Origin of the sequence: Acuticoccus kalidii (assembly GCF_021556395.1) — a bacterium.
In the GTDB taxonomy this organism is placed as follows: Bacteria; Pseudomonadota; Alphaproteobacteria; order Rhizobiales; family Amorphaceae; genus Acuticoccus; species Acuticoccus kalidii.
The window spans coordinates 59,868-83,986 of the sequence record NZ_JAKGCS010000015.1; the positions used below are offsets into that span (position 1 = coordinate 59,868).

Genomic DNA, 24,119 nt, shown 5'->3' on the forward strand with positions numbered 1-24,119 from the left:
CCCTCAGCGGTAGATCAGGGTCGGCAGCCACATCGACAGCGCCGGGATGAACGTGACCATCATCAGGACGACGAGGAGCGGGACGATGAAGGGCATCGTAGCGCGGGCGGTGTACTCGAAGCTGACATTCGACACCTTGGCGAGGATGTAGAGCACCATCCCCACCGGCGGCGTCAGCAGTCCCAGCATCAGGTTGAGCACCATGATGACGCCGAACTGCACCGGGTCGACGCCGACCGAGATCGCGAGCGGCAGCAAGACTGGCACGAGAATGGTGATCGCCGCCACCGTCTCCATGAAGCAGCCGACGACGAACAGGATCAGGTTGATCACGACGAGGATCACGAACGTGTTGTCGGTCGAGCCCGAGACGAGCGCCGCGAACATCTCCGGCACGCGGTTCTGCGTCAGGATCCACGAGAAGATCGACGCACTGGCGACGACGAACATGATGACGACGGTCGTCTCGAGCGACTCCAGGCTGATGCGCAGGAAGCTCTTCAGCGTGAGATTCCGGTAGATGACGGCGCCGAGGATCAGCGCCCACGCGACGGCTCCGATGGCCGCCTCGGTGGGCGTCATGATCCCGAGGAGGATGCCGCCGATGATGATCGCCGGCGTGATCAGCGACAGGAACGCCCGCCGGAACGTGATCCACAGGACCCGCATCGAGAATGCCGCCGCGCGCCGGTAGCCGCGGCGCCTAGCGTAGAAGTGGACCAGGATCATCAGCGCCACGGCCATCAGGAGCCCCGGGATGACGCCGGCTGCGAAGAGCTGCCCGATGGAGGCCGACGCGAGGACGCCGTAGATCACCATGGGAAGGCTCGGCGGGATTAGCGGGCCGATCGTCGAGGACGCCGCGGTGATGCCGATCGAGAAGTCCGGGTCATAGCCCGCGTCGCGCATCGCCTTGATCTCGATGGCGCCGAGGCCGCCGGCGTCGGCAACCGCCGCGCCCGACATGCCTGCGAACAGCACCGATGCGCCGACGTTCACGTGGCCGAGCCCGCCGCGCATCCAGCCGACCAGCGCCTGCGCGAACGCGAAAATCCGGGCGGTGATGCCGGTCGAGTTCATCAGGTTGCCGGCGAAGATGAAGAACGGGATGGCGAGAAGGGGAAAGCTGTCCACGCCGGCGACCATGCGGTGCACGACGACGAGCGGCGGCACCGTGCCCGAGGCGAGGACGTAGACAAGCGATGCCCCGGCCAGCGCCAGCGCGATCGGAAGCCCGATCACGATGAAGACGGCGAGCGCAGCGAAGAGGAGCAGGATCATCGGGTTTGTCCGGCGCGGATCGGTCCGGTCACGCCGGTTTCGACCGAAGGAGGGTCACGAGGTTCTGGAGGCTGCGGAGCGTCATCGCGGCGAACCCGGCAGTCACGACCCAGTAGACAACCCCCATCGGCAGGTCGATCGACGCCATCGGCTGGTTGCCCATGAGTTCGGAGACCCGGGCGGCGTAGTAGGTCAGCGCCGCGAAGATCGCGGTGGCGACCACGTCGGCAAGGATCGCCACGACGCGTCGGAGCGGGGCGGGCAGGCGGTCGGCGAAGTAGGTCATGTTGATATGGGAGCGACGGCTCAGCACTGCCGACGCGCCGATGAACGTCACGCCGATGAGGAGGTAGCGCGCCACCTCCTCGGTCCAGCCGAACGAGTTGTTGAGCACGTAGCGGGTGAAGAACTGAAGGAAGATCACCACGGCGGTCGCCCAGAACAGGACCACCGCGGGTCCGTCCTCGAAGCGCATGGGGAAGGGCGCCTCGGCCTCTCCCGCCGCGCCCTCGATCGCATCGCCGAACCCGGCGGACCGTTCGCCCTCGTCGTCTCTCATGATCGTCCTTCCATGGCCAATGCGGGCGCGGGTCCGGCCGGCGAACGCGCTGCGGTCAGCCGAGCGCCTGCACCTCGTCATACTGAGCTTTCGTCCACGGCACGTCATCGCCGACGAGGTACGGCTTGATCGCCTCGCGGAAGGCTTCGGTGTCGACCTCGTTCACGGTCACCCCGTCGTCCTTCATCTTCTGGACCAGCGAGGCTTCCTCGGCGATGACGTCGGTGGTGCACTGCTCCATCGCGCTGGCGAAGACTTCCGAGAAGATCGCCTTGTCCTCGTCCGACAGGCGAGACCAGAGGGTGCCGCTCGACAGGGCCACCAGCGAGTCGATCATGTGAGCCGTCAGCGCCACGTGGCTTTGCACCTCGTAGAACTTCTGGGCGTAGATCGTTGGGAGCGGGTTTTCCTGGCCGTCGACCGCGCCCTGCTGGAGGGCGAGGTAGACCTCCGAGAAGCTGATCGGCGTCGGATTGGCGCCGACGGCGCGCGGGTAAATGAGGTAAAGCGGCACGTTCGGCACGCGCAGCTTCATGCCGTTCATGTCCTCGGGCTTCTCGATCAGCCGGTTCGAGGTGGTGTGGCGGGTGCCGTAGTAGACAGTCGCCATCGCGTGGAGGCCCGATGCCTCGTTGAACCCGTCGACGGCCGCCTGACGGAGGTCGCTGTCGCGGTAGGCCGCCCAGTGGTCGAAGTCGCGGAACATCGTCGGCGCGCCGATGATCGACATTGCCTCGTAGGAGCGGCTGGCTGCAGCGCTGCCAGTGAAGCCCATGTCGATGGTGCCGAGGGTGAGGCCCTGGTAGATGTCGACCTCGCCGCCGAGCGCCGAGTTCGGGAAGACCTCGATCACGTGCCGTCCATCGGTCCGCTCGGAGATCTGTTCGGCTGCCCAGAGCACCCATTTGTGGAACGGCTGGGTCTCGTTGAAGATGTGCGCGAACTTCAGCGTGCGCCCCTGAGCATGCACCGCAGGCGCGGACAGCCCCATAGCGCCAATTCCCGCCAGCGCGGCAACGCTCGTCAACAGGAATCTCCGGCGATCAAGGCCGCGTCCGTGCGTGTTGGCATCGGTACTCATGTCGATCCTCCCGTTTTTGTGTGGAGCCGGTCGTGCGCCGAACGCACTCTTGCAGCTTCGCTTGTTGCCTTGAGGCTGGCATGAATGGGCAATGCATGCAATGCTCATTTTCGTAGATAGAGGCGCGGACGCCCGGTGCAGGAGGCAACGCTGGTAAATCAGGAGACGACGGGCTCGGTTCACGCGACGCGCGTCTACGTCAGCATCGCGGAGACGCTGCGCGAGGCGATTGCGGCAGGCCGCCTCGTGGAAGGCACCGTTCTCCTCGAACGGCCGCTCGCGGAGATCTTTGGGGCGAGCCGCTCCCCGGTCCGCCAGGCGTTGCGGGTGCTGGCCGAGGAAGGGCTCGTTCACCCCTTCGCGGGTCGAGGCCTGCTGGTCGGTCGCGACAACGCACCGGTGCGGGTGCCGGTGACGAGGGAAATCCTGCAACTGCGCGCGCAGGGGCCGGTCGTGACCAAGGTGCCGACTTGGCGGTCGCTCTGGTACGACTTCGAGCGGGAGGTGATCCTGCGCTCCGTCTACGGCAGCGGGACCATCAACGAGCTGGCGCTGGCCCGGCGCTTTGATGTCGGGCGCACCGTTGCCCACGATCTCCTCCTCCACGCGCAGCAGGTGGGGATCGTGTTCCGCGACCGGCGCGCCCGCTGGTCGATCGTCCAGTTCGACGACAACCGCCTCGACAACCTCTACAGTCTCCGTCTGATTCTGGAGCCGGTCGCGCTGCGGCTTGCCGCCGATCGCGTGCCGCGAGCCCGGCTCACCCCGATGATCGAGAACTGCCGGGTGCTGCTGGAGGAGCCGGTCGGCGACGCGAGGTCCGCCCTCGACCGGCTCGAATACGACCTCCATATCGAATGTCTCGAGCACTCGGCGAATGCTGAGCTGCCGCGCGCGCTGCGAGTGTCGAATTCGATGCTGATCGCCGGCAAGCACATCCAGGCTGAGGTCGGGCAGGTTGGGACCGCTCCGCCGCCGATGATCGCGGAGCATTGCGCGGTGCTGGAAGCCCTCGCCTCTGGAAGGGTCGAGCACGCAGTGGAGCAGCTTGCGGCGCACTTGGAGTCTTCCCGGCGTCGTTCCGAAATGCGTGTCGCGGCGTTCCTAGCGCGCAACCCAAGCTACGAGATCGCCTACGTCTCGACCTGAAGGCTTTCGGGTCGCACGAAATCGCGTTTGACGAGCCAGACTCCGACGAAGGCATGGCCCTTCGTGAACAAGACGACCGGGTTAAGGCCGGTTGCCTCGAATGCAGCGGCGAGGAACAAGGTGCTGTCGAGACAGGTGGCGAGCCCTTCTGAGCGGATGCGGCTCGGCCCCCTCACCTTCTGCCCTTCGACCTCGAATGAGGCCGGCGGCTCGGCATAGGTCGGCCCGAGTGCCGTCGCCGCGGACCAGAGCGCGCCGACCAGGAGCCAGACACGCTGGGGATCGTCCGCCTGATAGCCTTCCAGGGAGCCGTCGTGACCGGCGCGCTCCAGAACGCGAGAGGCCTCCTTGAGGAGGCCTGCAACAGCCGGGCACTTGCGAACTGTCATTCCTCAGCTTCAAGCGACGGACGATCGCGACATCGTTCTGCGCTGACGCAAAATTGGCTTTTCCGATTGCATCGACTTCAATTGAAACCGGTTGAGCAATTGTCGGCTGAATCTCGTTTTCTTCGTTTAATGTCATCAACTTAATAAAAATACTTGGGTGCCCTTCACTCCACCGGAGTGGATTGAGAAACCTCACGATAAGTCAATACAGGTTCGCGGTCAGACGCTGCGGCCCTTTAGATCGAGCGCTGATGGCGCGGACGAGGACTTCATCGCGCCATCCAGCGGTGCCAAATTCGTCCAGGTTCCATAACCTCCCGCTCCGCGGCTGGCCTCTTGTTGCAGCAAAACAGATCTGGCCGTCCCCCCAGGCCCGCGGTTCTAGAACCGGTAGCCGAGCCGGAGCGAGCCGCCGTGGGATTGGACCTTGTCCGAGAAGGCGCCGTCATATTGCAGCTTCACCTCGAGACCCTCGGCGGGGGCGAGGTCGATGCCGACGCCCACACGGGCGAGCGCGTCGCCGATCGACGTCGTCGTCTCGAAGGTGTCCATCGTCGGGAGGCCGGCGAAGCGGGCGTTCACGGTGAACGTATCCTCGGAGAAGACGCTGACCCCGGCATTGGCGAAAACGCGGGCCGGCAGCGACGGGGTGAGGTTCACGCGCCCGCCGAGCTCCAGCGAGGGGGTGAAGACCACGAACGTGTCGCTCCCTCCCTCCACCGCGAGGTTGAGCGCGCCGGCGCCGCGCTCTTCATACGCCTCCTGGTTGACATTGATGACGTCGAGATCGATCGCCGGGCGCAGATAGCCCCAGTCGGAGAAGGCGTAGGTGTAATCGCCGTGGGCGCGGGCGAAGACGTAGCTGGAATTGGGCGACGCTTCGGCGCGGCCGACGAAGGCGCCGTTCGCCACCACGCGTGAGCCGTCGCCCCAGGTGTAGCCGCCGCCCGCCGCGAGCCCCAGCGTGAAGCCGCCGAGCTCCCGCTTGATCGACAGGGCGCCGAAGGCGGTGTCGGTGTTGAGGCTCTGACCGTTGCCATTGCCGCGGTAGCGTCCGTTCTCGTACCCGAGCACGCCGCCCGCGAACCAGCTCTCGGCGAACTCGATCTGCACGCCGCCTGAGAGCCCGTAGGAGTCGATCGCGAAGCCGGGATCCCCGTCGTACCCGTCATAGCGGGCGTTGGCGCCGTTCACGGTCGCCCACATGCACGACCCTTCCTCGACGATGGCGCCGGACGCGAAGCCCTCGCACGAGATCGCCGCGTTCGCCGTCGCGACCGCCATTGACGGTGCCCGCGCGAGGGGGCCGAGCCCGGTATGGGAGGTCAGCGAGGCGACCATGTCGTCGAAGGTCTCCTCGGTCGCGGTGTGGAAGGCGCCGAACACCTCGCCGAAGTTCGGCCCGTCGCCGCCGGGCGGCGCGGTGCCGTTGGCCTCGGCGATCGTGTCCCAGGCTTCCTGGAGGCCGCGCACGATTTCCTGCTCGTTGCGCGACAGGGCGACGCCGCTTTCGTGGAAGCGGGCGTCGACGGTGAAGCCCGTCGCCCCGTTCGGCGCGGTGTTGACCTCGGAGAAGTCGAAGACCAGCGAATCGGCCACCGTGATCCGGCTGGTGTTGGTTCCGCCGACCTTGAGGAAGTCGGCGCGCACGTTCGGCAGCAGCGTGGCGACGTGCGGCTCGACGGTCCACGTCCCGGCAAGGTCGCCCTCCACGACGAGCCGGTCGGTGGTGCCGGCCGCCATGTCGACGTCGAGACGGGTGAGGCGCGCCCCCGTGCCGGACGTTGTCGCGGCGCCGCCCGAGCGGGCCGACCTCGCTTTGCCGAGGCCCGCGGTCGCGCGCGACAAGACGCCCCCCGGATCGTCGGACAGGCCGACGAGGTCGCCGTGGATCGTCGTCGTCCCGAAGTCGCCCGCCTCCCCGATCGTGAGGGTGCCCGCGTTGAGGACGGTGTCCACCGAGACGACTCTGCCCATGCGGAACGTGCCCGTGTTGACGAGCCGTGCCGTGCCGGGGGCGCTTCGGAGGGTGATCACCCCGTCCGCGGGGCTTTCGACACTGCCGGCGCTGTCGTTCCGGTTCCAGTTCTGGACGCCCCCGACCGAGGTGATGATGTTGCCGGCGATCGTGCCGTCGTTCGCGATGTTGATGTGGCCGCTGCCGTCGACAGCCGCGAGCACAGCGCCGCCGGTGCCCTCGGACGTCGATGACCCGTTGACCGTGCCGCCTTTTGCGACGTTGAGGTCGACGGTGCCGTCCTGCGCCTGCGCCCACACACCCCACGCGCTGTCCGCCTGGGTGGTGATCGTCCCGTCGACGTTCACCGTAACGGACGCGTCGTTGCTTTTCGCGGTGTTGCGCCCCAGCGAGCCGGCATAGGTGGTGCCGTTCCTGGTGAAGATGCCGCCGCTGCCGGCGAGCGACTGGGCGAAGACGCCGTGCGCATATTCGCCGCTCGTGGTGATGGACGAGGCCTTGTCGAGCGTGACCGAGACCGTGCCGGAGGTGTAGGCGGGGTAGAAGCTCTTTTCGTCTGTGACGGTTTCTCGGTATTTGAACGTGGAGCCGGCGTAGATTTGCGCCTTGCTGCCGAAGTCAGCCACCGCACCGCCGCCGCCGCTGATCGATTGGGCGAGGATGCCGAACGCGCCGTCGCCCGAGGTCACGATCGACCCGCCTTCGAGCGACACCGTCACGTTACCGCCTGGTGCGGCCGACTGCGACCCGACCCAGTTGATCCCGGCGATGTTCTCCTTGGAGGCCGACAGGAAGCCGCCGCCCGCGCCGATGGACTGCGCGACGATGCCGATCGAGCGCGTCCCGGACGTCTCGATGGTTCCCTTGTGATCGACCTTGACGTCGTTCCCGAAGGCATGGGGCCCAGCGTAGGATTCCGTGATCGCGCTCCCCACGTTGAGCGTGATGACGTCCGAGAGGCTATCGTCGTGCGCGAGCTCTTCCGTGCCGAGCGCGATGATGCTGAGGCCGCCGCCGCCGCCCACCGACTGGGCGACGACACCGTGGGCGCTGTCGCCTTCGGTCTTCAGCGTCTCGCCGGAGAGGACGTAGACGTCGACCGTGGCACCGGTGCCGCCGAGGGGCTGGGGACCGTTCGAGCCGATCGTCAGGCCCAGCTTGGGGACCGCGAAGCCGGTCGACGTTGCTGTGCCGCCGCCGCCGCCGATGGACTGGGCGACGATGGCGCTGGAGCCGAAGCCGGATGTCGTCACGCTGGAGGCAAAGACCTTGACGTCCAAGGCGTTGCCGCCGGTTGCGCTCTCGGAGCCCAGCGTCACCGACACGTCGGGTTTGTCGTCGCTGCCGGTCGAGGACGCGCTCTTTTGCGAGGAATTGGAGACCGCGCCCGCGCCGCCGCCGCCACCGATGGACTGGGCGAGGACGCCGTGGGAGATGTCGCCGGTGGTGATGATGGTGCCCTTCTTGAGCGCACCACCACTCTTGGCTCTTCCGACGGTGACGACGCCGCCGACGCCGCCAGCGGCAGTGAGGCCATTGCCGACCGTGAGGTAGGTCGTGGTCTTGGTGTCGCTGGAATCGGCGAGGAGGGCGGGCCCGGTGCCGCTGTCCTTGCCGCCGTCCGCTTTCTTCTTTTTCTCGGTGTGGGTGATGGAGCTGGTGCCGAGACCCGCCGCGCCGCCGCCGCCGGCGATCGACTGGGCGAGGATGCCGTGCGCGTCGTCGCCCGACGTCGTGATGGTCCCGGCGTTCCAGGCGTAGACCGTGCCGCCGTTGCCGCCCTGCCCGCCGCGGTTGCCGAGGGCGACATTGACCGACCAGGTCGCGCCGTCGTTGCCGGTGCCGCCGCCACCCACGCCGCCACCGCCGCCGACCGACTGCGCGACGAGGCCGCGCGAGCCGACACCCTTCGTCGTGATCGACCCGGTGTCGGACAGCCCGCCCTGCACCTTGCCGCCGTCGCCGCCGCCGCTCCCGTCGCCGCCGACGACGATGTTGAGCGTTCCCGAGACCGCCTTGTCGACCGGGGTCGCGGTGCCGGAGCCGGCGCCGCCCGCGCCGCCGCCGCCGCCGACGGACTGAATGAGAAGGCCGTCCGCCAGGTCGCCGCTGGTGGTCACCTGGCCGAGCACATGGCCATAGGCCCGCGCCGCCGTACCGCTCGAGCCGCCGGCGCCACCGATCGTCAAGGTGACGTCGACATTGTATTGCTTGGAGTCGTCGTCATCGTCGTCGTCGCCGCCCTTCAGCTTGTCGATCACGTCCGACAACGACTTGCTGACCGAGGTGGCGGTGGCATCGCCGCCCGCACCGCCGCCGCCGGCGATCGACTGGATGTGAACAGCGGTCGCGCCCGCCCCGCTGGTGGTGATGGTGGAGCCTTTTTCGACGATGGCGATGGCCTCGCCGCTGTCGCCGCCATCGCCGCCGTCGCCGGAGCTGCCGATCGCTAAAGACACGGAGACGGTGTTGAGGTCCTCGTCGACGGGCACGCCCTCGGCGATGGCCTTAGCTGTCGCCGTGCCACCCTGGCCGCCACCGCCGCCGATCGACTGCGAGAGAATCGCGCCCGCATCGTCACCCTTGGTGACGATCGTGCCATAGTGGTGGACGAAGGCCTCGCCCGCGGCGCCACCGTTGCCGCCACCGCCACCGACCGCGACGGAAACCGCGAGGCCGCCCGATCCGTCCCAGGACTTGGCCGCACCGCCGTTGCCGCCGCCGCCGCCGACCGATTGCGCGTGTGCGGCGAGGGCGTGGTCACCCGTGGTCATGATCTCGGCGCTCTTCTCGATGCGGACTTCGGCCTTGGCGCCGTTGCCGCCGCCCCCCGCCTGGCCGCCGATTGAGACCGCCGGGATCCCCAGCGCCCAGGCGCTGTCCTTGCCGCCCTGGCCGCCGCCGCCACCGATGGACTGGGCGATGCTGCCCGCCGCGAACCGGCCCGAGGTCCGGATGTTTCCCGCAACCCTGATGTAGCTCTCGCCGGCATCGCCCCCGTTGCCGCCGTTCCCGCCGACCGAGACGAGGAATCCCTTGTGGTTGCGCCCAGCGCCGCCGCCGCCGCCGATGGACTGGGCGAGGATGCCGTGCCCCTCGTCGCCGAACGTGCGGATCGCCGCGTAGGAACGGACGTCGACCGTGTCGCCGTTCGAGCCCTGACTGCCCTCGTCGATCGTCCCGTCGGTGCCGCCGAAGGCCGACACCGCGCCCGTTCCGAAGTTGGTGCCGCCGCCGCCGCCGATCGACTGGGCGAGGATACCGATGCCGCCGTGGTTGAACGTGCCGCCCCCGGTTTGGATCGCGCCGTGGTTGGTGACGTACACCGCCGCGCCGTGGGCGGCGGACGTGAAGGTGCCGACATTTTGCTGCGCGCCGGGCGTGACGGCGCCATTCTTGGTGGAGAGTTTGGCCGTTGAGGTGAGGACGCCGCCGACGCCGCCGAGCGACTGGGCATGGATGCCGTGCGCATCGCGCCCGCTGACGTTGAGCGTGCTGGTGTTGTTCACGGTCACCTCGCCGGAGGGGACCGAATGGCCCGCTTGCGAGCCCCACTTCCAGTTTAAGATGCCCTCCGACCGGTTGGTGAACATCGCCCCGCCAGCGATCGGCGCCGACTGGGCGAGAATCGCGCTGTTATACGCGCCGCCCACGGCGATGTTCATTCCGTTATCGACTTGAACAGAGCCGGCCTTGCCGGGCGTGCCGTAGACCTTGTTGTTGTAGACGCCGTTCCCGCCGGCGAGGGACTGGGCGAGGATGCCGAACGAATTCAGGGAGGAACCGTTCTGGATCGTGCCGCCACCAGTTGTCTTCACGGAAACAGAGCCGCCATTGCCACCGTTCGCGTCGGGGTCGGAGCGCTTCATGTACAAGAAGGCGTAGCCGCCGCCGCTATAGGCGTGGATGACGGACGAATTCTCGCCTGCCGTCAGTAGATTTGTGTAGGTCGTGCCGGTGACTTCAACGTTGACGTCGCCGCCACTGCCGCCCGAGATGTGCTTGGTCACCCCAGCCTGCGCGCCGCTGCCGCCGACGCTGAAGGCGGCGATGGCAGAGCCGGTCTCTCGGGTGATGTGCTCACTCTGCTTGAGGAGGGATTTCTCCCGCAAGTGGCCCGGCAGATGGGTCTCGATCGTACCGCTGAACGGATTGTTGGACGAGCCGACCGACACGTTTACATCGCCGCTGCCGCCGCCCTGGCCGCCATTGGTTCTCTGGCGACCGGTTTCCAGGATCCTGCCGAAGCGGATGCTGTACTGGGTGTCGGGCGAATAGGAGACGCCGAGGATCGCCGGACCGCTGGAGGTCGCCTCGACCCGGCCGGGGCCCCGCACGGTCCTGTCGCCGGTGACGTAGATCGTCACGTCGCCGCTCTGCCCCATCGACTGGAAGGAGTCCTCGTCCCGCACAGCCGCATAGCCGCCGATGCTGAGCGCTGCGATGCCGAAGCGCTTGCCCGAGACGGTGGGGCTGGTGGCAACCCTGATGTCGTTGCCATGGCCGCCGTCTTCGGTCGCGTAGGAGCTGCCGCCCTGGGAGAGGGCGTAGATGCCCCCTCCCGTCTCGCTCGACACGGTGGCTCCGTAGCTGGAGATGGCGATTCGGCCGCCGTCGCCGGACCGCCCGCTTTCGAAGGAGCCGGTGCCGGCCGAAAGGACCGACAGCCCATCCGCATAGGACGACCAGCGGAAGATGGACGAATCGGTGCCGTCGCGGGGCGCAAGCATCGAGCTGCTGCCCGGTTGATTACCCGAAACGACGATGTCGGCGGAGTTGAAGAGCGTGATGCCGCGGCCCACCTCGCCCTGATTCGTCATCCTGATGTCGTATCGGTCTCCGCCCACCTTCCTGATCTCGTGGGTCGGAACATTTTGGTAGAACGCGTAGCCGCCGCCATAGACGTACTGCGTGGTCGTCAAGGTGGTGTCGGATTGGATCGAGCACGTGTACTCGTTGATCCCAGAGTTCTTGCAGGTCGCCTGTGCATAGGCGCGCGAGTAGACTGCAAGCGGGATGCCCGCCATGGTCCCGGCAAGGGCTGTCGACTGCAACAGGAGCGTGGAGGCGATACGGCGGATCGCTCGCTTCTGCGGCTTGAACAGTGATGCCGTGTTTGCCTTGTCGAAAGTCTTGCTCGCCATCGTCCGTCCGCTCCGCATACGTGATTTCATTTTTGCAAAGGAACGCGCCGGACGATCAATGCTTCGACGGCTCCGCCCGTCGCGGAGTCGCTCGAAAACGAGCGCGTGGGGACTTTGGGGCACACATCGATTATGCGGCACGGGGCGAGCGACGGCTCACGGCCGGACCCGGTATCCGGGCACGCCGCAATGGGCGTTTAATCGCGACGCGAGGTGATGGTCGCGCCGTAGGGTGATGGTATGGGTGGCGTGGGCGACCCGTCGATGCCGCACGGCGCCGAGAATGAAGGACCCGGGCAAGGCATGGACGACAGCGAACCTGGCGAAGCGCGGCGCAAGACGGTGGAAGGCCGCGCCGGGACCGCCGCCGAGGCTCCGCCCGACGCGGCGCCGCACCGCACCGCGGACGCGCCCGGCGACGCGGTGCCGCCGGAGCCGCTCCTCACCAACGTCACCGCCTCGCGCGGCCTTGCCCAGTGGCTGGCACTCCACGAGGTCTCACTCGCCTTCACCTCCTACCAGACCGGCCAGTTCTTCCTCGTCGGCGTCCGGCCCGACGGAGCGCTCTCCCTCCACCAGCGCAACTTCGTTCGCGCCATGGGCCTCACCGGCGACAGCCAGAGCCTGCTTCTGGCGGGCCTCGCGCAGATCTGGCGCTTCGAGAACGTCCTCGCCCCCGACCAGCGCGCCAACGGGCACTTCGACCGGCTCTACGTTCCCCGCCGCGGCCAGACCGTGGCCGACCTCGACGCCCACGAGCTCGGCATCGACCGCGCCGGCCGGCTGCTCTTCATCACCACGAAATATTCCTGCCTCGCCACCGACAGCGCCGTGCATTCCTTCAAGCCCGTGTGGCGCCCGCCGTTCATCTCGCGCCTCGCGCCGGAGGACCGCTGCCACCTCAACGGCCTCGCCATGCACGAGGGCGTGCCGCGTTACGTGACGTCCGTCTCCACGAGCGACGTCGTCGACGGCTGGCGCGACAAGCGGCGCGACGGCGGCGTTGTCGTCGAGATCGAGACCGACCGCATTCTCGCCGAGGGGCTGTCGATGCCGCACTCGCCGCGACTCCATCAGGGCGCGGTCTGGGTGCTGGATTCGGGCAACGGCTACCTCACCCGCATCGACCCCTCGTCGGGCGAAGCCGAGCGCGTCGCCTTCTGCCCCGGCTTCCTGCGCGGGCTTTCGTTTCACGACGGGCACGCCGTCGTCGGCCTCTCGCTGGCGCGGCACGACGGGGTGTTCGCGGGCCTGCCTCTCCAGGAGGCGCTCGAGGCGCAGCGCACCGAAGCGTGGTGCGGCGTCCAGATTGTCGACACCAGCAACGGCGACATCGTCGAGTGGCTGCGCCTTGACGGGGCGGTGCGCGAGCTCTTCGACGTGCGTGTCCTGCCGGGCGTCCGCTGCCCGATGGCGCTGCCGACCTTCGGCCCGGAGCTCGCGAGCTTCATCACCATCGAGGCGCCCGATCGCCCGCTCGCCGAGCGCGGCTGGCACGACCCAACCTGAGCGCCCGCTCCCCTCGCACGTCGCGAACGCCGCCCGCGAACGGCAATGGCCTCGGCCCTCTCCCGAGCCCGGCACGAATGAAGACCTCGTTGACGAGGCTTTCGATCCTCACCCTTCTCGCGGCTTCGATGCTGTGTGTGGGCGCGGCAGCCGCCCAGTACAACGCCGACACGATCTATACCGGCGGCCCCATCGTCACGATCGACGACGCGGCACCGACCGGGGAAGCGGTGGCAGTCAAGGACTGCCGGATCCTCGCCATGGGGGCGCTCGCCGAGGTGGAGACCAATCGCGGGACGGCGACCGAGACGTTCGATCTTGGCGGCCGCGCCACTATCGCGATCATGTGCGCGTAGGCGGCTGCAAGCTCACCATCGACCGCTCGCCCCAAGGCTTCGACCGGCCCGACTATGCGCCGGTTGGCGACTATCCGCCGGCTATGCGGGCTATGCCGCCGTCACCATGGATGAGGTCGAGGACGCGGTAAACTGGTGCAATGCGCACGACATCCAGATCATCACTCACGCCAACGGCGAAGGCGCATCCGACATGCTGATCGCCGCCATCGGCGCGGCGCAGGCCAAATACGGCGCCCGGCCGATCCGCCCGACGCTGGTCCACGGCCAGTTCCTGCGCGAGGACCAGATCGACAGCTACCAGTGCCATGGCGTGTTTCTTCCGGCTTGAATGCCACGGTCGCTCAGCAGCAAGCCAGCGCCCTCAAGCGAGGCGTAGTCTGACGAATTTGAGCAGGTTATATGGGCTATTCCCATTCCGCATCGATCCCTTCTTTGATTCTTGCCAAAGTTACCGAAACGTCACGCCCTTCTTCATGATGGTAGGCATCTGCCACATGTCTAGCCAGGTCGGCCAACATGATTCCCCACGCAGCAGGATCTTGCCAGACTCCGGTCTGAAGAACAGCATACTGCTGCTTGTTTGCGATCCAGACACTCAGAAGTTCGAAGGCGTTAGGATCCGCCGCGACAGAGTCCGGTATTTCAAGGCGATTGTGTTCAGACATTTTCTATCTCGGGAAATGGTGACCGAAAGCTTCTCGCTTGTGCGAGTAGTGCCTGCGATTCTGGAATGATACCTTAGACAGGGCTCGGTTCTCAAAAATGCCCCGTAGATCGCCGTCGACAATGTTTGTCGAGCCAAAGAACAGAACGGTTCGCAGATTCGGAAGCCCACACAAAGGAGAAAGGCTGTCTAGCCGCCCATTATCGCTTACATTCAAGTCGATCAAACTAGTCAAATCTGATAGCGGTGAAAGTGAGCGGACGGCTCGACAACCTTCCATTTCAAAGTGCTTCAATTGAGTGAGATTTTCGATCCCATCAAGCGCCTTTAGTGATGTTAGATTACCAAGCCGTAGTGATAGAAGATGCCGTAGATTGGAAAGACCATGAAGCTCTGTAATTGAGGAATTCAGAATCGCCAATGACTCTAGGCTTTCTAAATTGGTGAAGGGCGAACTGCTTTTGCCTTTATAACGGTTCAGAAAAAGATTAGTGAGGCCAACGCAGTCAAAAAGAGATTGTGATCCAGCGCGCCACTCTAGAGAACAGCGTTTCAAGTGAGGAAATTTTGTGAAATCTAATTTTGTTTTACAATAGGTTATTATCTTTAAATCGATCAAATTTTTGAGGTGGATAATAGGGCGTATGTCTTCAATTCTTAGATCTATTATTGCAAATGACTGGATCCAATCGTATTTTTCCAGAAAATTGATGTCGCACCCGCGCCATCCCTTAGCTGTATTTAATTCCAGCTCGGCCGGTCTGACGCGCATAATCTCCTGATGCGCTTCTAACGACCACGCCGCAGCCAAAATAGCTCTGGCGCCGAGTTCACCATCCTCGAACCGGACATATTCCTGCGTCAGGGGCTTCACCTTGGACCTTTGCCGGTTCGCCAGAAATCTGGAGGCTTAGCGTCGCATCCCCCATCCCGCGGGGCAACTTGAAGCCTTTTCGCCATATGACTCCGCAGCATGGCCACCCCTATGCTCGGTCAACCGACCAGTTCAAGGCTTGCTATCGGCCCCTCCTCGGTAAGCTCGCTTTGAAGCTCGACCGCCTGGCACGCTCCATGAAGCGCCTTATAGGCGGCTGGAGCCGGTCGAGGGCCCAGAGCATTGGTCTTCGCACTCTGACGGTGAGCGGTCCACGCGACCATCTTCGCGCCCTTCCGGGGTTCGAGCGATCCAGCATCATCGGGCGGGCCCGCGCCGGGCTCGACGCCGCGAAAGCGCGTGGACGTAAGGGTGGTCGACCGAAGGGGTTGAATGATGCGGACCTTAAGGCGGCGCACGCTATGCTCGCCGAGAATACATTCACCCTAAGCGACGTCGCCAAGCGTTTTAACGTTTCGCCGGCAACGCTCAATCGCGCCCCCTCGATCGAGAGATGGTTGCTCGCGATGAACGCCTATATCGATCGATCCGTATATTGATCTAAAAACATAGGAGCTGGCATAGATTGCTCACCCCCTATTATCATCATGCTTACTGGGATCAGCTAGGGCAATAACTATTCCGCAGAACACCGATCCTGGAACCACTAATATAAGAATATTGATTATCTTTTTCCAATACCTTTCAAAATCACCTTCATAAACTTTAAAATATGCAGCGATCATTAAAAGGATAAACGTAAAAAGGGTAGCCGATAGAAATATCGTAGCTTTTTTATACTTCAGCATAAGCCGCACTTGAACCTGTCGATAGCATCGATGATATCTTGAGGTGAAACAGATTCTTCCGCAGGAGGTTGAATTCGGCCTCGTTCCAATATCCAGCGCGAGGGTTCACTGCGATCTGTAGGACTCGATTTCTTTCCCCAATAGCAAGGTCACAACTTGTGGAGTTTTCCTCAAGCAAACCAGATCTACCAAAGTATTTGATAATAGCAGAGAGAAATCCTTCAAGGACGTCAGATCTTGATAAGGCCACTCCTACTCTGGCGGCCCCTGCAACGCCTGTCACAACTCCATTTCCGTGTATATTACTTACAGTCATCCCAACTACACCTACGGAAGACGAAGCCGGGAGGGCGGCTGCACCCTTGTTTATAGCATCGAGCCTCCTTAGTTCGTCGCGATTTTTCCACGGCAACCGAGGCGACCGCTTCTCCCACTGATAGGACAATACTAGGCCCATATTCAATGGCTCCCTTCACTGCGCCCCTGGCGCCAAACGTTCTTGCAGCCGCCGCCCCGCGATCATCCCAACAGCGACTGAGAATTTGAATCACGCCATTGGACTTTGGGGAATCCCCGACCATGAGTTCATGACTTAAGCGGCGACCTTCATGATCTCGTCGAGCATCAAACGCCCATAGAGGCTGTTGCCATGCACCCAATCGCGCTTGCCCTTCGCTGAGACGTCTTGTGAATACGCCTTCTTCAGGAAGCCACCCTCGGTGAGCGAGGCCTGGGGCCGCCCGACCGTGTCGATCGCGTGCGGGGCCAGCGCCTCTTGCATGCATTCGATGAACGTGTCGTCGAGATATTTGATCACCTCCCGCCGCGTGCCTTGGACGAACATCGGGTGATGATCCTTGATCGCCGGATAGGTGACCCAGACCGGCCGGACGCCGGCCTCTTTCAGATCGATCAGAAAACGCGCAACCGGTGTCGTATCCCGCTCCATGATCGCCTTCAGCGTCGTCTTGGGGAGCGGCACCTTTCCCGCCTGCCACACCGCGAACGGCTCGTGCCGTTTCCAATAGGCGGAGCCCTTCAGAATGATGCTGTTCACATCGCCGAGCAGCACGAAGACATTTTCGACTTTGCCAGACTTCAAATGCTTCAAGAACCCGGCGGCTCGATCCTGGTAGTTCTCGTTCGTGAACGCGATGCCGTCCTCGCCGAGACGGTGAAACGGCGCCTTGCTGTGGCGCGACGCCCCCAGAAGCGTGATCGCCGGCGTTGCTTTGCCGAAATCCCCCTGCTTCTGCGCGCGGTTGATGGCGCTGATGTGGGACGAGCCGATCAGCCAGCTTCGCTTCATTGCGCGTCCGCCTCCAGCGCCTCTTCCTCGCAGACGAGATCGATATCGTCCAAAATCGGGGCCGGTGCGGCGCGGCTCTGGTCCTCGGCCTCGTCGCCCGCGCCATGCGCGTCGAAGAAGATATTCATGACGTGCCGCACCCCGACGGGGGAGACACTGCGCAGGTTCGGTTGAAAGAACATGGCCCGCATCGGATGCGAGGCGATCAATTCGTATGACGGGAAATAATCGACGGCCGGATCGTTCTGCTCGACCTCACCGCAGACCGCACGAAGAACCGACTTCGAATAGACGGTCGACGGCAGAACATGCCGGCCCGACGCGGTGGCCATAAGCGGCACCGGGGAGACCGTGAACAGGAATGTCATGTTCGGGTTGTGCTCGCGGCAGATCGAAATGAACGCCAACGTATCCGCCATCACCTCGGAGAAGGTGAAGTTGTGGAAATGGTATTTGCTGTCGTCGAAGACGCCGGCCACGGTGCCGGGGCATGTCGGCAGCGCCGTGCCATCCGCGCTCAGCATCCAGGCCTCGGTGAGGCCGAACGTGAAGACGAAGAGGTCCGCCTCGTCGAGGAGCAGCCGCACACGGGACAGGTGGTATTCGATATCGGCCGCCAATTCCGCCGCCGAGGTGAATCCCCCCGGCTGGATCGCCGGACGGAGAGGGTCGAACCAGAGATCCCCGTCCCGCCATGCTGGTTCGGCCGGGGTGAACTCGCCCCGGGCGCGGCGGAGGAGCTGCACCATCTGCCGCATCGAATAGATGTTGCCGAACCGGGCCGAATAAATGTCGAAACCGAAGCGCGACCGATCGCCAGCGCTGAGCATCGGAGGGGCCTGCTCTTTGTCGAGGAAGGCGTAACCGCGCCCTTTGAACTGTTTCCCGATATGCTGAGCGAAACAACTCCCGGCCGCAGCAATCTTGGTTGACTTATCAATATTGAATTTCGGCTGGTATATGCCGGACAGTTCGAGAGGAGAGAGGTCGGAAATTCCCGTTCGCCAGTAGGCGCTCGGGTCCAGAGAGGTGTAAGGGTGCAATGTCTTTGCCTCTGTTCTGTCCACTGCGCGCCACTCAGCGGACGTATACATGGTGCCCGGTGACCCGGTCATCCACGCGAGGGGCCGGAACGCCCCGGTCGGACCGCCTCGCAGCGCAGCACCGCGCACGCCGAAAGCCGCACGATGCGCTCCGAAGGCCCCCGGCCCGCGTGTCGGCCGACCACCTTCGGTCATGTCTCCCGTCTTAGTGCATGACGGAACTGCGCGCCATGCTCGGCGCATCGCGGCGCCATAACGCACTCCGCGACCGCCCCGATCGAGCGCCCCGCGACGAGCGCGGGGCGGGCTGCGCCGCCGCCCCGGCTTTGCTTTAAAGGTTGAAGGTCGCGTTTCCAGCGGCGTCGATCTCGACCCCGGGGGTCCAGGCGATCTCCCACGCATGTTCGTCGGGATCTGCGACATAGCCGCGAAAACCGCCATGCGGCGGCTCGTCGGCCGGACGCAACACCGTGCCACCCGCCGCGACCAGACGGTCCATTAACGGGACGACGAGAGCGCGCTCCATGACATTGTGCGCCAAGGAGAAGGCGCCGCGCTGTTGCAGATCGCGGCGCTGCATGTCCTCTTCGAGCGCCTCCTTGAGGAACGTGCCGAGGATCGACCCGTTCATCTGATAGAAGATGATCTCGCTGTTCTCGAACACCGGCCGCCAGCCGAATCCGGCCGTATAGAAATGGCGCGACCGATCGAGGTCCACCGAGCCGAGCGTCACAAATGAAATCGATTGCATCGTCCAAGACCTTCCGTTCACCGATGCGACGTGCATCGGCGTTCAAGGCCAAGGGGCTCGTCGACAGCGACGGCCAGGACCCGCACGCGCGGGGGTCGGGCCAACCGCACCGACCTCTCCTTTTCTGACGCGACGGTCTTATCGTGCGTCTCGTTGCGGTTCAAGATTGTCCGAGGTCGGCGTCGAAGGTCTGGCGGGCGCGCTCCACCGCCGCGCGGTTGGCGATGGCCCAATCGCCCAGCGCGCTGACCGGCTCCAACAACGAGCGACCGAGATCGGTGAGCGCATAATCGACGCGGGGCGGGATCGTCGGCGTCACGGTCCGCACGATCAAGCCGTCCCGCTCCAAACCGCGCACGGTCAGCGTCAGCATGCGCTGGGAGATCCCCTCGATCTCGCGCTTCAGCTCGTTGAAACGATGCGGCCGCCGGCCGAGCGTCGCGACCACCATGATGCTCCATTTGCTGCCCACGCGCGCCAGGACGTCGCTGACCACGAGGCACGCATCGGCGCATGCTTGGGATTGATCGGTCACACCAACCTGCCTCCGGTTACAAAAATGTGCCGTCTTGCGGCGGTTCTCGTCTTAACGCATCTCGAGGGTAGGCACAAAATGTAATCGAGGCACAGAATGAAACTCCTGCACATCGACAGCGCGATCACGGGCGAGCAGTCCGTGAGCCGCAAGCTCACGTCGGATGTCGTCGCCCGTCTGGTCGGGGCCAATCCCGGCATCGATGTGATGTATCGCGATCTCGTCGCCGAACCGTTCGACCATCTGACGCTGCGCGACATGCCCGCCCAGGGCGAAAGCACCCCCGTCCTCGACGAGTTCCTCGCGTCCGATATCGTGGTGATCGGCGCGCCGATGTACAATTTCACGGTGCCGAGCCAGCTCAAGGCGTGGATCGACCGCATCCTCGTCGCCGGGAAGACCTTCCGTTACACCGAGACCGGCCCCGTCGGGCTTGCCGGGGACAAGCGCGTCATCGTCGCCCTGTCGCGAGGCGGGGTCTATGGCGACGGCGCGGCCGCGGCGGCCGAGCATCTCGAGACGTATCTGAGGACCATTTTGGGCTTCATCGGCGTCAGCCCGGAATTCGTGATCGCCGAGGGGATGCTCATCGGCCCCGATCAGCGCGAGGCGGCGATGACGCGGGCCGAACAGACGATCGACGCGCTCGCCGCCTGACATTGTGCGCCGAGCCGCTCCGGGAGGCCGCGATGCGGCGATCTCGGAGCGCTGTGCCGGCCGTCGGGGATCGACGATCCCGGCGCGGCGGTGCGGCGGGTTACGCCTCGCGCCGCGACGGCGGCGGCGAAGCGGGGCTCGGCGCCCCGACGACCACCATTTTGTCGGCCACCATCTCCGCCGTCGCCTTGTCGAAGGACAGGAAATGCGGCGTCTTCTGGTGGACGGCGAACGCCGCGTCATCGTCGTAGATCTCGTAGAGCCACACCGTGTCCGGCGCGGCCGGCGAAAGCACGACGTCGAAGTGGCTGCAGCCGGCTTCGTCCTCCACCGAACGGGTGGCGTTTTCCTCCATCAACGGCAGGAAGTCGGCCATCCGCCCAGGCTTCACGACGAAGCGCACGATGACGACGCAGCTCATTTGGCGCCCCCGAGCGGGCGGATATGGGCAAAACGCGGGTTCGCCTTGAAGACGTCCGGCCGCTCGCCCCCTGCCCGCATCGCCTCGCCGATCGCGCCTTCGATCCGCGCCAGCTCCTCGCTGTCGGCGACGAGCTGCTCGGCGTCGGCCGCGGGGACCACGATCACCCCGTCACCATCGCCGAGGATCAGGTCGCCGGGGGCGATCGGAACGCGCCCGTCGGTGCCCGGCATCGCGACCGGCACGTTAGCCTCGGTGAGCCCGAAGCGACGGCTGCCGTTCACCGGCACCACCGCACGCGAAATGAGCGGGAGGCCGTAGCCTCGAATCTCGTCCGCATCGCGGATCGCCCCGTCGGTGACGATCGCCTGGCAGCCGAGACGCTGGAGGCTATAGGCGACGAACCCGCCGAGCAGCGCGCCGGCCACGAAGTCCCCCGATTCGATGAAGAGCACCGTGTTCGGTCCGACGACGCGTTCCAGCGTGTCGCCGGGGAGCGCCCGCCGCGGATGGCGTGCCTCCGCCGTGGCGGAGCCGCGAACACAGACCGCGCGGCCGGCGAACTTGCCGGGCGCGAGCGGCCGAAGCGACGGCGAGATGGCATGGTGGAAAAGACCCACCTCGTCGAGGACATCGCTGACCTGGCCGGTTTCGAGGGCGGCGAGGCGGGACAGAAGTGCGTCGGTCATCAGTGGGCTCCCTCGGTCTCAACGGTGATGCCGAGATCGCGGGCGGCGGCGAGAACCTCGTCGAGCACGTTCTTGGCGAGGACGATGCCGTTCGCCCGCTGCTCCTCTTCCTTACGGAACTCGATCTCGCCGGGCATCAGGATCTCTTGCGCGCCGGCGACGAGCTCGGAGGCCTTCATCATGTCGATGAACTGGTCCATCCGCCCCTTGAAGTGATCGAGGTCGGTGAATTTCGCGATGTTGAGCGCGATGACGAAATGGCCGTTTTTCTGCGGCGTGTTCACATCGTCATAGAGGTTGGTCAGCTCCTTGCCGAAATTGCCGCCGGTGAGAAGACCCGACAGGATCTCGCAGGCGAGGATCAGCCCGAAGCCTTTGTGACCGCCGATCGGCAGGATCCAGCCGCCATTCTTCACCCAGTTGGGGTCGCGGGTCGGCTTGCCGTCGGCGTCGACGAGCCAGCCCTCGGGCAGCTCCATCCCCTTTTCGGCATAATAGAGGATCTTGCCGCGCGAGCTCATGCCGAGCGCGGCGTCGAGCACGATCGGGCGATGCGTGCCCGCCGGAACGCCGATGGCGATCGGCAGCGGCCCGGTGAGCGGCGTCTTACCGCCCCAGACCGGCATGATCGGCGAACCGTTGGTGGTCGCAATGCCGATCATATCCTGGGCGACGGCCTGCTGGACGTAATAGGCGTTCTCGCCATTATGGTTGGAGTTGCGAATGCCGACGGCGGCGATGCCGGTCTCCCGCGCCCGCTCGATCGCCATGTCCATCGCGCGCTTGGTGAGGACGGAGCCGAGCCCGTCGCCCCCATCGATGACGAGCGTGGCCGGGCTTTCGGCGACGATCTTCGCCTCGCTCACCGGATTGAACCCGCCCTCTTTGAGACGCCGGATATAGACCGGCAAGCGCAGCATCCCGTGAGAGTTCATGCCGCGCGCATCGGCGCCGACGAGGGAGCCCGCGACGATGGCGCCATCCTCCTCGGGCACGCCGACACGGGCGAGCATCGCCTTCACCAGGCCTTCGAGCGCATCCGCATCGATGCGGTAGCTGTCCCCGCCGTCTGCGCCGAGACGCAGCGGGATCGTGTTGGGGGTTTCGGTCATGTGTTCGCCTTGATCAGTCGAGAAGCAGGTTGGGGAGCCAGAGCGACAGCCCCGGCACGAGCGTGAGAATGAGGACGACCGCCGCGCTCGCGAGGATGAAGGGCATCGCGGCGCGCACGCCCTCGTCGAGCCGGATGTCGCCGATGCGGCAAGCAAGCGCGAGGACGATGCCGACCGGCGGCGTGATCAGGCCGAGGCAGAGATTGGCCGTGATGATCACCCCGAAATGGATCGGATCGACGCCGAGCGAGACGGCGATCGGGAAGAGGATCGGGACGACCATCACCTTCGCCGCATTGGTCTCCATGAAGGTGCCGAGAACGAGCAGCATCAGGTTGACGAGAAGCAGGAAGCCGATCGGATGGTCGGTGATCGTTGTGATCCAGGTCGCGACGTGCTCGGGCGCCTTCGCGTAGGCGAGAACCCAGGCGAAGAGGTTGGCGCTGCCGATGATGATCATCACCACCGCCGTCGTCGCGATGGATTGGCGCACGGCCCGCAGGATCGAGCGGGGCGTCAACTCGCGATGGACAACGGTGCCGACAAAGAGCGCGTAGATGACCGCCACCGCCGACGCTTCCGTCACGGTGAAGATCCCGAGCAGGATGCCGGCGAGGATGATCAGCGGCATCATGAGAGCCGTCAGCGCATGGCGGAACGCGGCCCAGATCTCGCACGGCGTCGTCGCCTTGTAGGTCGGCAGATCGAGGCGCCGCGCCTGGATGATGATCACCGCGATGATCGCACCGGCCCAGAAGAGGCCGGGAATGATGCCGGCGAGGAAGAGCCGCAGCACCGACTGGTCGGTCAGGAAGCCGTAGATGATCCACGCGATCGACGGCGGGATCATCGGCGACATCGGCGCCGAGCAGGCGGTGACCGCCACCGAATAAGCCGGCTTGTAGCCGAGCCGCGACATCGCCGGGATGAAGGTGCCGCCGATGGCGCTCGTGTCGGCCACCGCCGAGCCGGAAATGCCGCCGAAGAACACCGATGCGGTGACGTTGGAGATCGCGAGGCCGCCGCGAAAGCGCCCGACGAGGGCGTTCGCGAAGCCGATGATGCGATCGGACAGCCCGCCGGCCGTCATCAGCGCCCCGGCGAGGAGGAAGAAGGGGATCGCGAGCAGCGAGAACGAATCCATCCCGGCGAAAAGACGCTGCGGGATCATCAGCGGATTGATGTCGCTGCCGAGGAAGATCGCCGCCATCGAGGAGATGATGATCGCGAAGCCGAGCGGCATCCCGATAATGATGAGGACGACGAGGCTGAGGGCGAGGATCATGAGCATCAGCGCGGATCCTCGTCACGAAAGCGCCGCAGGATGACGAAGAGCGCGATCAGCCCGCCCCCGACACCGATGGACAGATACGGATAGAGCATCGGGACATGGAGGCCGCTCGACATGCGTCGCGCGCCGACCTCGGCGAAGCCCGCCCCGTACCAGGCGAGGATGCCGCCCATGGCGATGATCAGCAGGTCGCGCACCACGGCGAGGATCTTCTGCACCGTGCGGGGCATCAGATCGACGAATAGCGTGACGTCGACATGGCCCTTATGGGCGACGACATAGGCGCTGCCGAGCATGGTGATCGCGACCATGTGGAAGCGCGCGAGCTCTTCGGACCAGGCCGTCGGCCGCTCCAGAACGTACCGGGCGAAGACCTGATAGACGATCGAGAAGACCATCACGGCGAAGAGGACGAGGAGAATCTTGTCGAGCACCCATTCGAGGGTGTTGAGGACGCGGGACATGAGCACATTCCGGTTCGCGCGCAAGGAAGCGGCCGGCGACGCGTGCGGCGC

Annotated in this window: 21 protein-coding genes; 5 read left to right on the forward strand and 16 right to left on the reverse strand. The window is 65.1% G+C overall.

Annotated elements, in window-relative coordinates; genetic code table 11:
- Positions 1 to 3: 3 nt before the first annotated feature.
- The 3 genes from L1787_RS08310 to L1787_RS08320 are packed head-to-tail and all read right to left on the reverse strand — an operon-like array spanning position 4 to position 2,867.
- On the reverse strand, positions 4 to 1,278 hold the full coding sequence (locus L1787_RS08310) for a TRAP transporter large permease (protein ID WP_439648272.1): 1,275 nt from the start codon (positions 1,276 to 1,278) through the stop codon (positions 4 to 6).
- Between the two features lie 31 nt (positions 1,279 to 1,309).
- Positions 1,310 to 1,840 carry a TRAP transporter small permease gene (locus L1787_RS08315; protein ID WP_235708253.1) on the reverse strand — a complete coding sequence of 177 codons (531 nt, stop codon included), beginning with the start codon at positions 1,838 to 1,840 and terminating at the stop codon, positions 1,310 to 1,312.
- Between the two features lie 55 nt (positions 1,841 to 1,895).
- Positions 1,896 to 2,867: a sialic acid TRAP transporter substrate-binding protein SiaP gene (locus L1787_RS08320; protein WP_235708254.1), complete on the reverse strand. Its 972-nt coding sequence runs from the start codon at positions 2,865 to 2,867 to the stop codon at positions 1,896 to 1,898.
- 189 nt (positions 2,868 to 3,056) lie between these two features.
- Between L1787_RS08320 and L1787_RS08325 the strand changes: the two genes are divergently transcribed.
- Positions 3,057 to 4,070, forward strand: a complete 1,014-nt coding sequence (locus tag L1787_RS08325) for a GntR family transcriptional regulator (protein ID WP_235708255.1) — start codon at positions 3,057 to 3,059, stop codon at positions 4,068 to 4,070.
- Here L1787_RS08325 and L1787_RS08330 read toward each other — a convergent pair.
- Entirely contained in the window at positions 4,055 to 4,459 is a 405-nt protein-coding gene (locus tag L1787_RS08330) for a hypothetical protein (RefSeq protein WP_235708256.1), read from the reverse strand. The two genes, L1787_RS08325 and L1787_RS08330, sit on opposite strands and share 16 nt — an antisense overlap.
- Positions 4,460 to 4,840: 381 nt before the next feature.
- Positions 4,841 to 11,581 (reverse strand): autotransporter outer membrane beta-barrel domain-containing protein, encoded by a 6,741-nt coding sequence (locus L1787_RS08335; RefSeq protein WP_235708260.1) that lies wholly within the window; start codon positions 11,579 to 11,581, stop codon positions 4,841 to 4,843.
- Positions 11,582 to 11,884: 303 nt separating this feature from the next.
- On the opposite strand from L1787_RS08335, the gene L1787_RS08340 reads away from it, so the two are divergent.
- The 3 genes from L1787_RS08340 to L1787_RS25670 all read left to right on the forward strand — a co-directional run bounded on the left by L1787_RS08340 (position 11,885) and on the right by L1787_RS25670 (position 13,777).
- Positions 11,885 to 13,090, forward strand: a complete 1,206-nt coding sequence (locus L1787_RS08340; protein WP_235708261.1) for a TIGR03032 family protein — start codon at positions 11,885 to 11,887, stop codon at positions 13,088 to 13,090.
- A gap of 77 nt (positions 13,091 to 13,167) precedes the next feature.
- Positions 13,168 to 13,446 (forward strand): hypothetical protein, encoded by a 279-nt coding sequence (locus tag L1787_RS08345; RefSeq protein WP_235708264.1) that lies wholly within the window; start codon positions 13,168 to 13,170, stop codon positions 13,444 to 13,446.
- Positions 13,409 to 13,777 carry an amidohydrolase family protein gene (locus tag L1787_RS25670; protein WP_255720362.1) on the forward strand — a complete coding sequence of 123 codons (369 nt, stop codon included), beginning with the start codon at positions 13,409 to 13,411 and terminating at the stop codon, positions 13,775 to 13,777. Before L1787_RS08345 ends, L1787_RS25670 begins: the two co-directional genes overlap by 38 nt.
- 76 nt (positions 13,778 to 13,853) lie before the next feature.
- Here the strand turns inward: L1787_RS25670 and L1787_RS08355 are convergent, their stop codons facing one another.
- The 6 genes from L1787_RS08355 to L1787_RS08380 all read right to left on the reverse strand — a co-directional run bounded on the left by L1787_RS08355 (position 13,854) and on the right by L1787_RS08380 (position 19,434).
- Positions 13,854 to 14,114: a DUF5076 domain-containing protein gene (locus tag L1787_RS08355; protein ID WP_235708266.1), complete on the reverse strand. Its 261-nt coding sequence runs from the start codon at positions 14,112 to 14,114 to the stop codon at positions 13,854 to 13,856.
- A 3-nt stretch (positions 14,115 to 14,117) separates the two neighbouring features.
- Positions 14,118 to 14,987, reverse strand: coding sequence for a leucine-rich repeat domain-containing protein (locus tag L1787_RS08360; protein ID WP_235708268.1), 870 nt, complete (start codon positions 14,985 to 14,987; stop codon positions 14,118 to 14,120).
- 1,401 nt (positions 14,988 to 16,388) lie between these two features.
- On the reverse strand, positions 16,389 to 17,105 hold the full coding sequence (locus tag L1787_RS08365) for a hypothetical protein (RefSeq protein WP_235708269.1): 717 nt from the start codon (positions 17,103 to 17,105) through the stop codon (positions 16,389 to 16,391).
- The gene (locus L1787_RS08370) at positions 17,102 to 18,409 is read right to left on the reverse strand and encodes a GSCFA domain-containing protein (RefSeq protein ID WP_235708270.1); all 1,308 of its coding nucleotides are present in this window, start codon (positions 18,407 to 18,409) and stop codon (positions 17,102 to 17,104) included. The genes L1787_RS08365 and L1787_RS08370 overlap by 4 nt, the downstream gene beginning before the upstream one ends.
- A gap of 70 nt (positions 18,410 to 18,479) precedes the next feature.
- Positions 18,480 to 18,899: a VOC family protein gene (locus tag L1787_RS08375; RefSeq protein ID WP_235708272.1), complete on the reverse strand. Its 420-nt coding sequence runs from the start codon at positions 18,897 to 18,899 to the stop codon at positions 18,480 to 18,482.
- Positions 18,900 to 19,059: 160 nt separating this feature from the next.
- Complete coding sequence (locus L1787_RS08380; RefSeq protein ID WP_235708276.1) at positions 19,060 to 19,434, reverse strand: winged helix-turn-helix transcriptional regulator; 375 nt, start codon at positions 19,432 to 19,434, stop codon at positions 19,060 to 19,062.
- Positions 19,435 to 19,530: 96 nt separating this feature from the next.
- Here L1787_RS08380 and L1787_RS08385 point away from each other — a divergent pair, with 96 nt between their 5' ends.
- The gene (locus tag L1787_RS08385; RefSeq protein ID WP_235708278.1) at positions 19,531 to 20,091 is read left to right on the forward strand and encodes an FMN-dependent NADH-azoreductase; all 561 of its coding nucleotides are present in this window, start codon (positions 19,531 to 19,533) and stop codon (positions 20,089 to 20,091) included.
- A gap of 100 nt (positions 20,092 to 20,191) precedes the next feature.
- Here L1787_RS08385 and L1787_RS08390 read toward each other — a convergent pair whose 3' ends face one another.
- From L1787_RS08390 to L1787_RS08410, 5 genes are read right to left on the reverse strand one after another with little or no spacing between them, the layout of a single operon-like run.
- The gene (locus L1787_RS08390; RefSeq protein ID WP_235708280.1) at positions 20,192 to 20,512 is read right to left on the reverse strand and encodes a putative quinol monooxygenase; all 321 of its coding nucleotides are present in this window, start codon (positions 20,510 to 20,512) and stop codon (positions 20,192 to 20,194) included.
- Positions 20,509 to 21,201, reverse strand: a complete 693-nt coding sequence (locus L1787_RS08395; protein ID WP_235708281.1) for an RraA family protein — start codon at positions 21,199 to 21,201, stop codon at positions 20,509 to 20,511. Before L1787_RS08395 ends, L1787_RS08390 begins: the two co-directional genes overlap by 4 nt.
- Positions 21,201 to 22,313, reverse strand: a complete 1,113-nt coding sequence (locus tag L1787_RS08400) for an Ldh family oxidoreductase (RefSeq protein WP_235708283.1) — start codon at positions 22,311 to 22,313, stop codon at positions 21,201 to 21,203. Before L1787_RS08400 ends, L1787_RS08395 begins: the two co-directional genes overlap by 1 nt.
- Positions 22,314 to 22,326: 13 nt before the next feature.
- On the reverse strand, positions 22,327 to 23,604 hold the full coding sequence (locus L1787_RS08405) for a TRAP transporter large permease (RefSeq protein WP_235708285.1): 1,278 nt from the start codon (positions 23,602 to 23,604) through the stop codon (positions 22,327 to 22,329).
- Positions 23,604 to 24,068 carry a TRAP transporter small permease gene (locus L1787_RS08410; protein WP_235708286.1) on the reverse strand — a complete coding sequence of 155 codons (465 nt, stop codon included), beginning with the start codon at positions 24,066 to 24,068 and terminating at the stop codon, positions 23,604 to 23,606. The genes L1787_RS08405 and L1787_RS08410 overlap by 1 nt, the downstream gene beginning before the upstream one ends.
- Between the last annotated feature and the right edge of the window lie 51 nt (positions 24,069 to 24,119).

Excerpts from the sequence above, each read along its gene's own strand:
- L1787_RS08315 (WP_235708253.1), bottom strand. The coding sequence starts at position 1,840 with ATGAGAGACGACGAGGGCGAACGGTCCGCCGGGTTCGGCGATGCGATC.
- L1787_RS08330 (WP_235708256.1), bottom strand. The coding sequence starts at position 4,459 with ATGACAGTTCGCAAGTGCCCGGCTGTTGCAGGCCTCCTCAAGGAGGCC.
- L1787_RS08335 (WP_235708260.1), bottom strand. The coding sequence starts at position 11,581 with ATGGCGAGCAAGACTTTCGACAAGGCAAACACGGCATCACTGTTCAAG.
- L1787_RS08340 (WP_235708261.1), top strand. The coding sequence starts at position 11,885 with ATGGACGACAGCGAACCTGGCGAAGCGCGGCGCAAGACGGTGGAAGGC.
- L1787_RS08345 (WP_235708264.1), top strand. The coding sequence starts at position 13,168 with ATGAAGACCTCGTTGACGAGGCTTTCGATCCTCACCCTTCTCGCGGCT.
- L1787_RS08355 (WP_235708266.1), bottom strand. The coding sequence starts at position 14,114 with ATGTCTGAACACAATCGCCTTGAAATACCGGACTCTGTCGCGGCGGAT.
- L1787_RS08365 (WP_235708269.1), bottom strand. The coding sequence starts at position 17,105 with ATGAAGCGAAGCTGGCTGATCGGCTCGTCCCACATCAGCGCCATCAAC.
- L1787_RS08375 (WP_235708272.1), bottom strand. The coding sequence starts at position 18,899 with ATGCAATCGATTTCATTTGTGACGCTCGGCTCGGTGGACCTCGATCGG.
- L1787_RS08385 (WP_235708278.1), top strand. The coding sequence starts at position 19,531 with ATGAAACTCCTGCACATCGACAGCGCGATCACGGGCGAGCAGTCCGTG.
- L1787_RS08390 (WP_235708280.1), bottom strand. The coding sequence starts at position 20,512 with ATGAGCTGCGTCGTCATCGTGCGCTTCGTCGTGAAGCCTGGGCGGATG.
- L1787_RS08395 (WP_235708281.1), bottom strand. The coding sequence starts at position 21,201 with ATGACCGACGCACTTCTGTCCCGCCTCGCCGCCCTCGAAACCGGCCAG.
- L1787_RS08400 (WP_235708283.1), bottom strand. The coding sequence starts at position 22,313 with ATGACCGAAACCCCCAACACGATCCCGCTGCGTCTCGGCGCAGACGGC.
- L1787_RS08405 (WP_235708285.1), bottom strand. The coding sequence starts at position 23,604 with ATGCTCATGATCCTCGCCCTCAGCCTCGTCGTCCTCATCATTATCGGG.
- L1787_RS08410 (WP_235708286.1), bottom strand. The coding sequence starts at position 24,068 with ATGTCCCGCGTCCTCAACACCCTCGAATGGGTGCTCGACAAGATTCTC.